Source organism: Woodsholea maritima DSM 17123, from assembly GCF_000382325.1.
GTDB lineage: Bacteria > Pseudomonadota > Alphaproteobacteria > Caulobacterales > Maricaulaceae > Woodsholea > Woodsholea maritima.
The window spans coordinates 942,047-955,615 of record NZ_KB908056.1; the positions used below are offsets into that span (position 1 = coordinate 942,047).

Genomic DNA, 13,569 nt, shown 5'->3' on the forward strand with positions numbered 1-13,569 from the left:
AGTAGAGGACGCAGATCTCATGGTAAATTCACCGAAACTGATCTTTGCTGTCGGTATCAGCGTCCTCACCCTGACCCTTTCAGCGTGTGGGTTTCGTCCGCTTTACAGCGATCAAAGCCTCTTGGGTCAGCTGACGGCGATGCAGATTGAAGCCGGTGATGAGCGGGTTGATTATTTCCTGCAACAATCGCTTGAAAACGCTTTTGGTTCAGTAGAAGAAGCCAGCCCTTATCGTCTCGTGGTTCAAACAACCGGCCAATCATCAGGTCTTGGTATCTCAGCCTCTGATATTGCCTCGCGCTTTCGCTATGATCTCAGAGTGAACTATCAACTCATTAATGATCGCAGAAGCGAAGAGGTCACGACAGGACGGTTTAAGACATCAGCCTTCTATGATGCACCTCGCTCACCTTATGCGCTTTATACCGCACGCCAGGACGCGGAAACTCGCGCCGCCAATGATGCCGCAGATCGTTTGGCGCGCCGTTTAATCGCAGAGGTTCAAGCCTATGAGCGCCGTCAAAACGGGCAATAAGCGTGGCTAAACTTCGCGCCCAGGATATCCCGGCTCGGATTAAAAACCCGGACCCCAAGACCAAGATTTATCTGATTTATGGCCCGGATCTGGGCCTGGTGCGTGAACGCGCAACCGAGCTTTGCCACCATTTGGTGAGCGATATTGATGACCCTTTTTCTGTCAGTCGCCTGTCAGAAGAGGACATCAAGGCCGATCCTGCAGCTCTGCCGGATGCCATGGCGGCCCTTTCTATGATGGGCACAGCGCGCCTGGTACGTTTGCGGCTCCATGGCGATAGCGCCCCGGTTGCGAGCTTTATCAGCGAGGTTGAAGCGGGTACTGCCCCGGTCGAGGCCAGCTTGGTGATTGAAAGCGGCGATCTCAAAAAAACCGCCAAGCTGCGCAAGATTGTAGAAGATGGTAAGATCAGCCTGGTTCTGCCCTGCTATGCGGAATCTTTACGTGATCTCTTGAAGCTCGCAGAGGATCATTTCAAAGCCGAAGGGCTAAGCCTTGATCCTGATGCGCGCCAAGCCCTTGGCCCCGTTTTAGAAGGCGATCACCGCCTGGCCTTGGGTGAGATTGAAAAACTGATCCTTTATAAGGGCCTCGCCAGCCAACGCTCTGGCCCCGATACCATTACCCGCGCCGACATTGCCGCGGTGTCCGCCATCGGCGCGGAAGCCGCGCTTGATCAAGCCCTTGAACCGGCCCTCTTGGGTCAGCTCGCCAAAGCAGACCGTGGCTATGCCCGTGCCATAGAAGCCGGGATCAGTCCGGTGGCAATTTTGCGGGTCTTGCAGCGCAAAATCGATCAATTCGCAATCTTCCATGATCAGGGTGGCAATGATATGGCGCTGACTAAAGCTGGGGCCCCGCGCTTTGGCCCGCCGGCTGATCAATTCCGTCAAGCCGCCACCCGCTGGAAAGGCCGGCGTTTAGATCATGCCCGCCATCTCGCCTTTGAGGCCGAGCGCGATATCAAACGCTCCGGTGCCCCTGCCGAAGCCCTCGTCGGCGCGCTCCTCATCCGGCTGGCGCGCGGTGCGGCCCAGGCCGGACGTTAGTCATGAGCGAGGACTTTATCTATAATCCGCCTTTGGAGCCGCGCCTCAATATCCTCCACCGTGATGGGGATATCATCGTGCTCAATAAGCCTTCAGGCCTCTTGACCGTACCGGGTAAGCATGAAGATCACCGCGACTGCCTGGAAGCACGGGTTAATGAGGCTCATTCTGGTGCCACGATTGTTCATCGTCTCGATATGGACACATCCGGTCTGGTGATTATGGCGCGCAATCTGGACGCCCATCGGTTTTTATCGCGCCAGTTTGAAACCCGTAAAACCGAAAAGACCTATATCGCTGATCTATGGGGACAAGTCACAGAGGATCAAGGCAGCGTCGATGCGCCCTTGATCTGTGACTGGCCCAACCGACCCAAGCAAATGGTCTGTCATGAGCGCGGCAAGCGCGCCCTGACCCATTGGCAAGTCATCCAGCGGTTTGACACCTTCACCCGAGTTGCCTTCACACCCGTCACCGGGCGGTCCCATCAATTAAGGGTGCATGCCTGTGTTATGGGCCATCCCATTTTGGGCGACCGGTTTTATGGGGAAGGGGCCAGCCTAGCTGCGAGTGAACGCCTACGTCTTCATGCCTATAAGCTGACGATTTTGCATCCCAATACCGGGCTGGCCCAAAGCTTTAGCTGCGAGCCTGATTTTTGGGGCTAAACGACTTAAAAACAGGGCTTTCGAATTTTATTAACTTCGCAACATCTATAGCGGTTTCTTCCTGAAAATAAAAAGAAAACCGGACATTGCTGAACCGGTTTACTTATTTTCATAGCTCTGAGAGCGCTTAAAACTCTATCGCTCCACCTTGGGGACCGGATAAGCGCCGACAGATATCGTCTAATTGCTCTAGATTGGTATAGCGTAAACGTACCTCACCGGCCTCGCCCTTGTGACGGATATCAATGTCGAGGCCAAGACGCTCAGCAAGGTCCACCTCCAAGGCCCGTGTATCGGCATCCTTATACCCACCGCCGCCCGAGTTGGACCGCGCACCATTCACAGCGGGTGTTTTAGGGTTGATGGCTTCACGCGCCAGGGCTTCCGCGGCCCGCACTGACAGGCCCTGCTCCATCACCTGAACCGCCAAAGCGGCAGGATCGGGGGCACTGGCGATGGCGCGCGCATGACCGGCGGTGATTTTACCCGCTTGCAACATATCCAGCACCGGATCCGGCAAAGCTAAGAGGCGCAAAGTATTGGCCACATGCACCCGGCTTTTACCCACGGCCTTGGCCACATCTTCTTGAGTATGGCCAAAGCGCTCGGTCAATTGACGAAAGGCACGCGCCTCTTCCACCGGATTAAGATCAGAGCGCTGGACGTTTTCAACGATCGCGACTTCTAAGGTCTCGCGATCCGTAAGCTCACGGATCAAGCAAGGCACTTCATGCAAGTGCGCACGTTGAGAGGCGCGCCAACGCCGCTCACCCGCAACGATCTGATAGCGCGAAGGATCCTTCGGCAAAGGCCGCACCAGGATCGGCTGCAACAGGCCTTTATCTGCGATCGACTGGGCCAGCTCTTCCAACTCTGACTCGGTAAAAATCCGGCGCGGCTGATCGGGATTGGCTTCCAAAAGATCAATCGGCAGAACGCGAACGCCCGCGCCAGAATGTTCGCTTGTGCGCGCTGAAGGCTCACCATGATCCATGCTATCGCGCATCGCCTCGGCATCTGCGCCTTCACCCAATAAAGCCGATAGACCACGGCCTAAGCCGCGAGAGCGTTCAACACTCATGCTGAGGCTCCTTCAAGAGAGCGTTCCTGGCGCACCACTTCTTTGGCCAGCGAGATATAGGCTTGCGCGCCGGTACACGCCAAATCATAAAGAATGACAGGCTTACCAAAGGATGGGGCCTCAGAAATACGCACATTGCGCGGGATCATGGTCTGATAGACTTTATCGCCAAAATGCGTGCGCACATCTTCCGCCACCTGGCCGGAAAGGTTATTGCGCTTATCATACATGGTCAAAAGCACGCCCTGGATATCGAGATCCTTGTTGAGATTGCCCTTCACCAGATCAATCGTGCGCATCAATTGGCTGAGGCCTTCTAGCGCGAAGAACTCACACTGCAAGGGCACCAAAACACTGTTCGACGCCGTCATCGCATTGACCGTCAACAGATTAAGCGAAGGCGGACAATCAATCAGGATATAATCGCAATGCGCACCCTTGGCCTTTAACGTCCGGCGAAAACGCTCAATCCCATGGCGCAGGCGATAGGAACGGCGCGGCGCATTGGCAAGCTCCAGCTCAGCGCCTGAGAGATCGACATCAGAGGGAATGATCGACAGGCCAGGCACGGCCGTATCTACCAAAGCCTCTTCCATGGGCCGCTCAGAGACCAAAATATCGTAGGACGTGGCCTTACGCTCCGAGCGCGGCACGCCCAAACCGGTGGAGGCATTGCCCTGGGGATCCAAATCCAGCACCAGAACACTTTTGCCAATGGCCGCCAAAGCGGTTGCCAGATTGATGGCCGTCGTGGTCTTGCCCACACCGCCCTTTTGGTTGGCGATGGAAATGACTTTTGGAGGACCGGAAACGGGTTCAGCGGACACGGCGGAGCCTTTCAATTTTGAGAATGGCAGCATCAGGTGAGGTCATACTCGGTAACACCTCTAACTCAAAACTCCAGCTTTTCTGGGCTTCAGTCAATTCTTCTTTATGCTTTGCGCCCTTTGGAAACAAACAAATTGCACCCCGCTTGGCGAAGGGCTCGGCATAGCTCAGCAATTTATCTAAAGACGCCATAGCGCGCGCGGTCACCACATCAAATGTCAGGTCTTTATCCAGGCTTTCCGCACGGATCGCCAAAGCCCGCGCCGGGGCTCCCGTCGCTTCTATAACCTGTTTCAAGAACGCCGTTTTTTTATGAATAGATTCCACCAGCACCACTTCGCTCTCAGGCTCGGCTTGCGCTTTCAACAGAAAAGCAATCGCAAGACCGGGAAAGCCCGCGCCCGCGCCCAGATCCAGCCAGCGCTTGGCCTGGGGTGCGTGATTAAACACCTGCACACTGTCATAGGCATGGCGAAACCAGAAGTCTGGCAAGGTTGAACGCCCGACTAAATTGGTTACCGCATTGGTCTCCACCAACAGGTCATACCAGGTTTGAAAATTGTCGAGCGTTTCACGTGAAACATTCGTTGCTTCTAAAAAGGCGGATTTATCGAAGCTCATCGCCCCTTCCCCATTCTTATTCTTTAAGAGGCTTGTTTGGAATGCCGCTTGAGATGGGCCAAAAGTGCTGTCAAAGCCCCGGGCGTAACGCCTTCGATACGGCCCGCTTGTCCCAAAGTGGCCGGACGTGCCTTGATCAGCTTTTCACGCACTTCATTCGAAAGCCCGCCCACGCCAGAGTAATCGAAATCTTGCGGAATGCGTACACCTTCATCGCGTTGGAAAGCGAGGATATCCGCCTTCTGGCGCTCAATAAAACCATCATAGATCGCATCAATTTTGACCTGCTCGACAATCTCATCAGACCAGCCCGTCATTTCTGGCCAGATCTTTGCCAAGTCCGCCCATTCAATCGTGGGATAGGCCAAAAGGTCCAGCGCCGTGCGGCGCTTGCCATCTTGGTTGAGGCTCAAGCCCATTTTCTGCGCTTCATTCGGGGTCAGACTATGGCCCGCCATAAATTTACGCGCCAGAGTGAGCGCTGCCATCTTGGTCGTAAACCGCGTTTCACGTGAAACACTGACCGCGTTCAGGGTAATACCCTTCGCCGTAAGGCGTTGATCGGCATTGTCCGCGCGCAGCGTCAACCGATACTCAGCACGCGATGTAAACATGCGATAAGGCTCACTGACACCGCGTGTAATCAGGTCATCGATCATCACGCCAATATAGGCTTCAGAGCGATCAAGAATAAAGGGATCAGAGCCCGCCACCTGAAGCGCGGCATTAAAGCCCGCCATCAGACCTTGCGCGCCCGCTTCCTCATACCCCGTGGTACCATTGATCTGCCCAGCGAGATAAAGCCGCGGCAAGGCGCGAACCTCTAAAGTCGCTTTCAACTCGCGCGGATCAACATAATCATATTCGATGGCGTAGGCGTAGCGCTTAACCTTCACCGCTTCTAAACCGGGAATGGTCCGCAAGAACGCATCTTGGACCGGGATCGGCAGCGAAGTAGAAATCCCATTGGGATAAACCGTGTCATCATCCAGACCCTCTGGCTCCAGAAAAATCTGGTGCGAGGTGCGATCCGCAAAACGCACGACCTTATCTTCAATCGACGGGCAATAGCGTGGACCGCGACCAGAGATAGACCCACTATAAACCGCAGACTGGGCGAGATTATCGGCAATGATCTGATGGGTCGCTTCAGTGGTGCGTGTAATGCCACACGCAATTTGCGGCACGGTGATGACATCATTCATGAAGGAGAAGGGCACAGGCGTCTTATCCGCCTCTTGCATTTCCAAACTCGCCCAATCAATCGAATGCGTATCAAGGCGCGCCGGCGTTCCGGTCTTCAAGCGCCCCATAGAAAGGCCAAGACCGTAAAGACGATCAGAGAGTCCAATCGCGGGCTGATCGCCCTCTCGGCCCGCCGGAATACGTTCCTCGCCGCGATGAATGATGCCCTTCAAGAAAGTACCGGTCGTGAGCACCACAGCCCCCGCGCGATAGGCATGGCCTGCGCCATCTATCACACCGCGACATTCACCCTCCACAATGATCAAATCTTCAGCAGCAGCCGCACAGATTGACAGATTGTCCGTCTCGCGAAGCGCCTTTGCCATGGCCTGTTTATAAAGCTTACGATCCGATTGCGTGCGCGGACCGCGTACAGCCGGACCTTTTGAAGCGTTGAGCATCCGGAATTGAATGCCGGAGGCATCGCTGACCCGGCCCATCACCCCATCAAGCGCATCAATCTCTCGCACCAAATGGCCTTTGCCCAAGCCGCCAATCGCCGGATTGCACGACATCTCGCCAATCGTTTCGATACGATGGGTCAGCAACAGGGTCTTGGCACCGATGCGCGCAGCGGCACTGGCCGCTTCACAGCCCGCATGGCCGCCACCAATGACAATCACATCCCATTCCTGGGAGTGTGCGTGAGAAGGAGAGAGAGCGTCTATCATAGGGGCCTTATACCCGATTTCTAATGCCAAGCCCATCCTGAACCCGCCAGATCGTTTCATCTGGGCGCTGCGCGCACAGGCGCGCACGGGTCAGACCGAGTAGTGTTTCACGTGAAACATTGCACTACTTCCCGATGCAGAACTGGGAGAAGACCCGATCAAGGACATCTTCTACATCCACCCGCCCTGTGAGGCTTTCAAGAGCCCGCAGTGCACGATGAACCTCTGCCCCAGCCAGTTCAGGGAGATATGATAATTGCGCCTCAGCACTCATCAGAGCGGACAGCGCAGCCTCCACCGCATGGCGGTGACGAGCGCGGGACAATGCCGGAAACGCCCTTGAAGATAAACGCTTTTGTACAGTTAAATCGAGCCAATCCTCAAGCTTTTGCAGTCCCTCGCCCGATTGTGCGGAGACGGTGAAAACAGCGCCTTCAAAGCCGGGGAGTTCAGTGGATCCGCCAAGAGCCAAATCTGCCTTATTGAGCACCACAGCATCGCCTTCACGCAAATGCATCAAGGCCTCAGCCCTTGGCGTTTCACGTGAAACATCGATGATCAACAGCCGCAAATCCGCATCTTCCGCTTTAGCCAGCGCCCGGCGTATCCCTTCGGCTTCTACAATATCTGCGGCTTCTCGCAATCCCGCCGTGTCGGCAAGAACAACGGGGAAGCCAGCGCGGATCTGGCGCACTTCGACAATGTCACGCGTGGTGCCGGGAATATCCGTGACAATCGCTGCTTCGCGTTTTGAGAGCGCATTCAGCAGCGAGCTCTTACCGGCATTGGGTTCACCGATGAGGGCAATGGTAAAGCCATCGCGCACGCGCTCGCCGCGGTGATCATCATCAAGATGCAGACGCAGGGCCGCAATCACGCGGGCCAGATCTCCACCAGCGGTATGGGCCAAATGATCGGGAACATCGCCTTCATCGGGGAAATCAATCTCGCCCTCAATGGCCGCCAGTACGGTGATTAAATCCTCGCGCCAGCCCTCATAAAGCGTCTTCAAGGCCCCCGTCATCTGCGCCAGAGCTTGGGCGCGTTGACCCTCAGTCTCGGCATCAATCAGATCGGCCAGCCCTTCCGCCTCGGTCAAATCCATCTTGCCATTTTCAAAGGCGCGCCGCGTAAACTGACCCGCTTCGGCCGGGATCCCACCTGCGGCACGGATCGCGTCGAGTGCGGCCTCAATCACCGCCGGGCCGCCATGGAGTTGAAGCTCTCCACAATCTTCCCCGGTAAAGCTCGATGGCGCAGGAAACCACAACACCAAGCCCTGATCAAACACCTCACCGGCAGCGGTTTTGAGGGCCGATAAATGCGCACGACGCGGTGTGGGCAAAGCCGTGCCCATTAAAGTCTCTAGGATCGCACCCGTCTTGGGGCCAGATATGCGAATAACAGCCACACCGGCACGCCCCGGCGCACTGGCCAGGGCAAAGATCGTATCCGTCAAGGCTTAGTCCTCAGAGCGTTTAGTCGATGCCGCCTGAGTGAAGAGAGCGAACATCTGCTTTTGCATCTCACCGCCCATGGACATCCAATTGCGCATCAAAGCCTCTGGCTCCAGCGCATCCATATTGGCTTCCATACGCCGACCCATCTCTTCCACCAGCTTATCATTCAAAGGCTCGATATTGGGCAGGCCAAAAAACGCACGCGCCTCAGCCGGGCTACATTCGATATCAATTTTAACCTTCATCACCGCCCTCGTCTCGATTAGTGTTCCACGTGAAACAACAATAGCACGCCTTGTGCCCCTGTCCCTAGATAAGGATGTAGATCTTGGCTGGTCAATATATCGATATTCCCACCACGGATGGTTCCAACTTTAAAGCGTATAAGGAGGGCTCTGGCCCCATCATCCTGGTGATCCAAGAAATCTTTGGCATTAATGGTGTGATGCGCGAAACCTGTACCCGGCTCGCGAGTGAGGGTTTTACAGCGCTCTGCCCCGATCTTTTTCATCAGTTTGAACCGGGTATAGAGCTCGATGATCATAACCCTGAGGATTTAAAACAGGCTTTTGCCTATTTCGCACACTTCAATATCGATCATGGCCTACGCGATATCGCCGCAACCCTCGCCCATTCACGCACCCTGCAGGCGGGAAAGGTTGGCGCGATGGGGTTTTGCTTAGGCGGCTATCTCGCCTATCGCACCGCCACAGATACCGATTGTGATGCGGTTGTCGGCTTTTATGGCGTGGGCATTGAAAACATGCTGACCAAGGCCGAAGCCATTCGTCATCCCCTGATGTTGCACACCGCCGGTCAAGACGAATATGTCCCGCATGAGGCCCAATCGAAAATTCATCGCGTGCTCGACACCCATGACTTTGTCACACTTTATGATTATCCCGAACGCGACCACGCCTTTGCGCGCCCGGATGGAGCCCATTTTCATCAGGATGATGCAAAGACCGCCTATCAACGAAGCTTTGATTTCTTCCGCACGCATTTGGGGGCATAATAATGATGCGTTCTTTCCTTCTCACATCCGCTTTGGGTCTTTGCGCCGCGCTAAGCGCCTGCTCTGAACCTGCACAAACTCAAAATCCAGTTGTTGATGCCCACGCGCCAGCCGCAATCGAGCACCATAGTGACAACGCAAGTGAAGGGGCTTCACCTAGCCTCACCTTAGCCGATTTCATGGACTGCGCGCGGGAGCAAAATGTCACGCTGATCTCCGCCCACCGGGCCGGACCGCGTGCAGGTATTGCAGAAAACTCTCTCAGCGCGATCGCCGCATCCAGCGCAGATGGGGCCTATTTCTTTGAGATTGATGTGCGTCAATCCGCCGATGGTACGCTTTTCCTTCTCCATGATGAAACGCTTGATCGCACAACCAATGGCGAAGGCGAGGCCAGCGCTTTGACATGGGAGGCCCTCTCGCAACTGACATTGATCGATGAAGAAGGTCAGCCGACTGAAGATCGTATTCCAACCTTGGCTGAAGCCCTCGCCGCCCTCGATGGCATCGGTATCGCCCAGCTCGACATCAAGGGCGTGGACCCAGAAGTCATCGTCGCCAATGTACGTGAAGCGGGCGCTGAGGATCGGGTCCTTCTGATCAGCTACACTACCGAGCAAGCTTTGACCCTGCACCATCTGGCCCCGGAAATGATGCTGTCTGCCGGAATGCGCGATGAGGCCGATCTGGAAGCGTTTAAAGCGGGCGATGTTGATCTTACCCGTATCGTCACCTGGTTGGGTCTGGGCCAAGGCAATCGGGAGTTTGACGCGCACCTGGCAGCAGAGGGTATCGAAACCAGCTATGCTGATTTCCGCGCCGAAAATGATGCGGACTTCGATTATGTCGCCTTCGCGCACAATGGCGCAGAGATTATCTCGGTCGATAATGTCCCAGCGGCCAGTGCGGCCCTAGAGACCCGTTCGTCCCTGGATAATCTTCTAGCGCACTGCCCCGCTTAAACCAATCATAACCCTGTGTCCCTGGTACGGACTTTGCGCTAAACTTTAGCCAAGGATCAAAAATCGGGGACACGCCATGGGGGCACACACACAAGAAATTTTTCGCCTGATAAAGGCTGAATGGACACTCAAAAATATCGCCCTACTTGGGGGATATTGGCTTTTGACCGTATTTTCTTTCGCCTTCGCCTTTTACATTGATGCCCTGCGCAATGAGTATCAAGGCGGCTATAGTCCCATTTTACAAGGCTTCGCTTTAGGCTTTATGCCCTGGTTGATCTTTGCGATCCCACTCTTCTTCCGCGCCAGCCATCTTTTTAAAAATCCGAAACCTTTAGCCCTCATTGTCGCTATTTCATCAGGTTATTTTGTCCTGATCTTCGCCCTTATTGTTCTTTATGCTAGCATCGTCTTTGGCGCGATGCGCGCCCAAGGTTTTCTGGGCTTCATCCAATCAACCCGCTTACAAGACTGGATGTGGGATTTTGCCATGTTTGGTTTTGTCTATTTAGCCGGTTGTGTTCATGGCTTAAAACAGCGCGTGGAAGTTATTAAAACAGCGCGTGATCAAATGCTCGAACAATTCGATGATCCGATCCGCTATTTACATACACACCCGCACAGCAACCTTGAGATGAATTCACATATTCATGTTCGCCATAATGATCACAGCGAACGCATTACCATAAGCGATATTTTAGCCGTATCATCTCAAGCCAATTATGTCGCATTAATAACAGCAGAACGGGAAATCTTGCACCGTTCGACGCTTACGAAAATAATGAAAGACCTTGTTGATCAGGGTTTCTTTCGAATACATCGCTCGCATATCGTGCGATTGAACGCGATTAAAACCCTTCAAGGGGGGCGCCATCCTCATGCGCTAACTTTAACCAGTGGTCATACATTTCCGGTGTCAGCACGCTATCGCTTAGGTTTATTAAACGCCTTAACTTCATCAACATAAGGTTGAATCTTCAAGATCTTTTTATTCTATCCCACCATCCCTTCATCCCGTCTTACTGAATTGTTATACCATTGTAACTCGCCGTTTATTCAGAGTTTAGCTAAGGTGCACGCGGAGATCCAGCTCGGGTAAATTTTGGATCTGGCAATAGCCTTTGATGATTTCCCACCTAGGCATCTGTTTAGGACTGGATTCTCCGATCAGATACCTTTGCTGAGTTTGCAGCCAGGCGGGGCCAACCCCCGCCTGCTTTCTTTACCCTCATCTAATCAAAGCTTGATTTTATCCAGGCTTCGCGTGTGGTGACCCGATCAAAATAATCACGGATTTCTTGTGGTAAATCGGGCAGGATTTTCAGGATTTTCAACAAGAACATCATATAGCCCACGCTAATATCTGCGGCGGTAAATTGATCTCCAATCATCCAGGGACGCCCATCACCCAAAGAGCGCACCATTAAATAATTGATGTGTTTATCCATTTCACTGCGTGCCCAGTCCGCTAAGCGCTTGCTGCGTTGCTCTTCAGGCAACAAAAGAAGATGGGCGATCAGCAAATTCATGGCCATCGTCATCCCGCTTTCGCCAAAATGGAAAAGCTCTAAATAGCGCCCATAAAGCTTATGATCAGAGGAGATTGCCAAATCGGTTGGGCCAAATTTAGTGATCAAATATTCAATACAGGCCAGCGATTCCAAAATGATCTCATCGCCAACGATCATCGCGGGAAGCTTATTACTGGGATGGATCGCCGTATAGGCTGGACCCCCGGTTTGGCCCACTGCCAGGGTTAAACGCTCCAACTTATAGGGTAATCCCATCTCTTCTAAGGTCCAGCGCACCCGGATCGAACGGCTGCCAGCGGCGTGATATAGCGTAATATTAGGGATGGTCATCGGCCCTCTCCTCCTAGCTTTAATAAGAGTGTTATAAATCAGAGGCCTCAATGGCGATCTTCAAGATTGAATAGCCCGATAATATTTTTGAATAACTCCAATGACAAAAAAGCCGACCTCAATCGAGACCGGCTTTTAATAAATCCAAGGCCATGAACCCCTTAGGTGTTCATGCTGTCGAAGAAATCGGAATTGGTTTTGGTCTCGCGCATTTTGCTGAGTAAGAAATCAATGGCATCTTGCGGACCCATCGGATTGAGAATGCGCCGGAGCACATAGGTTTTTTGTAGATCAACTTTGTTGACCAGCAATTCTTCCTTACGCGTACCGGATTTGAGAATATCAATCGCCGGGAAGACGCGCTTATCGGCGACCTTACGATCCAGCACGACTTCGGAGTTACCAGTGCCTTTGAATTCCTCAAAGATCACCTCATCCATCCGGCTACCGGTATCAATCAAGGCGGTGGCGATAATGGTGAGAGAGCCGCCCTCTTCAATATTACGCGCGGCCCCGAAGAAGCGTTTGGGGCGTTGCAAGGCATTGGCATCCACACCGCCGGTGAGAACCTTACCAGAGCTGGGCACTACGGTGTTATAGGCTCGGCCCAGACGGGTAATAGAATCGAGCAAGATCACCACATCGCGGCCATGTTCAACCAAGCGCTTGGCTTTCTCGATCACCATTTCTGCGACCTGAACGTGACGTGAGGCCGGTTCATCAAAGGTCGAGGAAACAACCTCACCCTTCACCGTGCGCTGCATATCCGTCACCTCTTCGGGCCGCTCATCAATCAGCAGAACGATGAGGTAGCATTCAGGGTGATTGGTTTCGATGGCATGGGCAATATTTTGCAGAAGAACCGTTTTACCGGTACGCGGCGGGGCCACGATCAGCGCGCGCTGACCCTTGCCCAAAGGCGAAACGATATCAATAACCCGGCCAGAGCGATCCTTCTTGGTCGGATCAGGCAATTCCATAATGAAGCGCTCATTGGGATAAAGCGGCGTCAGGTTATCAAAGTGAACTTTGTGACGGGCTTTTTCCGGCTCTTCAAAATTGATCGAGTTGACTTTAAGAAGTGCGAAATAGCGCTCGCCATCGCGCGGAGAGCGGATTTCGCCTTCCACTGAATCGCCAGTGCGCAGACCAAATTTGCGGATCTGCGAGGGCGAAACATAAATATCATCCGGACCGGCCAAATAGTTGGCTTCAGGCGAACGCAGGAAACCGAAGCCGTCTTGCAGAACCTCCAGCGTGCCGCCGCCGTAAATCTCGGTGCTCTGCTCAGCCAACTCTTTCAAAATCGCAAACATCATGCCTTGCTTGCGCATCGAAGAGGCGTTTTCGATATCCAGGCTTTCGGCCAATTGCAAGAGATCAGCGGGTGATTTTTCCTTCAATTCTTGCAAGGACATACGCAGAGGCCCATCGCCGCGCGGACGTTCATGGGCGCTGGTTTCGATCTCGTCTGGGCTCTCGATATTTTCTTCGACTGACATGAGTGTTCTTTTTTGAAAGGAAGGTTGGCGGCCTGCTGCGCCATTTTCAGGGCACCGTATGAAGATACGC

Annotated in this window: 14 protein-coding genes; 6 read left to right on the forward strand and 8 right to left on the reverse strand. The window is 53.7% G+C overall.

The window, feature by feature from the left end; all coding sequences use genetic code 11:
• The first annotated feature begins 19 nt into the window (after positions 1 to 19).
• Genes lptE through H151_RS0104440 form a run of 3 tightly spaced genes read left to right on the forward strand, consistent with a single transcriptional unit; the run spans position 20 to position 2,252 of the window.
• Complete coding sequence (lptE, locus tag H151_RS0104430) at positions 20 to 535, forward strand: LPS assembly lipoprotein LptE (RefSeq protein ID WP_019960435.1); 516 nt, start codon at positions 20 to 22, stop codon at positions 533 to 535.
• Positions 536 to 537: 2 nt separating this feature from the next.
• Complete coding sequence (gene holA / locus H151_RS0104435) at positions 538 to 1,584, forward strand: DNA polymerase III subunit delta (protein ID WP_019960436.1); 1,047 nt, start codon at positions 538 to 540, stop codon at positions 1,582 to 1,584.
• A 2-nt stretch (positions 1,585 to 1,586) separates the two neighbouring features.
• A complete protein-coding gene (locus tag H151_RS0104440) occupies positions 1,587 to 2,252 on the forward strand; it encodes a pseudouridine synthase (protein WP_019960437.1) in 666 nt (221 codons plus the stop codon).
• A gap of 127 nt (positions 2,253 to 2,379) precedes the next feature.
• On the opposite strand, the gene H151_RS0104445 is transcribed toward H151_RS0104440, so the two are convergent.
• From H151_RS0104445 to H151_RS0104470, 6 genes are all read right to left on the reverse strand, one after another.
• A complete protein-coding gene (locus H151_RS0104445; protein ID WP_019960438.1) occupies positions 2,380 to 3,333 on the reverse strand; it encodes a ParB/RepB/Spo0J family partition protein in 954 nt (317 codons plus the stop codon).
• Positions 3,330 to 4,160, reverse strand: a complete 831-nt coding sequence (locus tag H151_RS0104450; protein WP_019960439.1) for a ParA family protein — start codon at positions 4,158 to 4,160, stop codon at positions 3,330 to 3,332. Before H151_RS0104450 ends, H151_RS0104445 begins: the two co-directional genes overlap by 4 nt.
• Positions 4,150 to 4,782 (reverse strand): 16S rRNA (guanine(527)-N(7))-methyltransferase RsmG, encoded by a 633-nt coding sequence (rsmG, locus tag H151_RS0104455; protein ID WP_019960440.1) that lies wholly within the window; start codon positions 4,780 to 4,782, stop codon positions 4,150 to 4,152. Before rsmG ends, H151_RS0104450 begins: the two co-directional genes overlap by 11 nt.
• Positions 4,783 to 4,805: 23 nt before the next feature.
• A complete protein-coding gene (gene mnmG, locus H151_RS0104460; RefSeq protein WP_019960441.1) occupies positions 4,806 to 6,698 on the reverse strand; it encodes a tRNA uridine-5-carboxymethylaminomethyl(34) synthesis enzyme MnmG in 1,893 nt (630 codons plus the stop codon).
• A 124-nt stretch (positions 6,699 to 6,822) separates the two neighbouring features.
• Positions 6,823 to 8,157, reverse strand: coding sequence for a tRNA uridine-5-carboxymethylaminomethyl(34) synthesis GTPase MnmE (gene mnmE, locus H151_RS0104465; RefSeq protein ID WP_019960442.1), 1,335 nt, complete (start codon positions 8,155 to 8,157; stop codon positions 6,823 to 6,825).
• Between the two features lie 3 nt (positions 8,158 to 8,160).
• The gene (locus H151_RS0104470; RefSeq protein ID WP_019960443.1) at positions 8,161 to 8,403 is read right to left on the reverse strand and encodes a DUF6489 family protein; all 243 of its coding nucleotides are present in this window, start codon (positions 8,401 to 8,403) and stop codon (positions 8,161 to 8,163) included.
• Positions 8,404 to 8,486: 83 nt separating this feature from the next.
• Here H151_RS0104470 and H151_RS0104475 point away from each other — a divergent pair, with 83 nt between their 5' ends.
• From H151_RS0104475 to H151_RS0104485, 3 genes are all read left to right on the forward strand, one after another.
• Positions 8,487 to 9,173: a dienelactone hydrolase family protein gene (locus H151_RS0104475; RefSeq protein WP_019960444.1), complete on the forward strand. Its 687-nt coding sequence runs from the start codon at positions 8,487 to 8,489 to the stop codon at positions 9,171 to 9,173.
• Between the two features lie 2 nt (positions 9,174 to 9,175).
• On the forward strand, positions 9,176 to 10,135 hold the full coding sequence (locus H151_RS16850; protein WP_019960445.1) for a glycerophosphodiester phosphodiesterase family protein: 960 nt from the start codon (positions 9,176 to 9,178) through the stop codon (positions 10,133 to 10,135).
• Positions 10,136 to 10,211: 76 nt separating this feature from the next.
• Positions 10,212 to 11,102 (forward strand): LytR/AlgR family response regulator transcription factor, encoded by an 891-nt coding sequence (locus H151_RS0104485; RefSeq protein ID WP_019960446.1) that lies wholly within the window; start codon positions 10,212 to 10,214, stop codon positions 11,100 to 11,102.
• 265 nt (positions 11,103 to 11,367) lie between these two features.
• On the opposite strand, the gene H151_RS0104490 is transcribed toward H151_RS0104485, so the two are convergent.
• On the reverse strand, positions 11,368 to 11,997 hold the full coding sequence (locus H151_RS0104490) for a glutathione S-transferase family protein (protein ID WP_019960447.1): 630 nt from the start codon (positions 11,995 to 11,997) through the stop codon (positions 11,368 to 11,370).
• A 161-nt stretch (positions 11,998 to 12,158) separates the two neighbouring features.
• Positions 12,159 to 13,415: a transcription termination factor Rho gene (gene rho / locus H151_RS0104495; RefSeq protein ID WP_026353822.1), complete on the reverse strand. Its 1,257-nt coding sequence runs from the start codon at positions 13,413 to 13,415 to the stop codon at positions 12,159 to 12,161.
• Between the last annotated feature and the right edge of the window lie 154 nt (positions 13,416 to 13,569).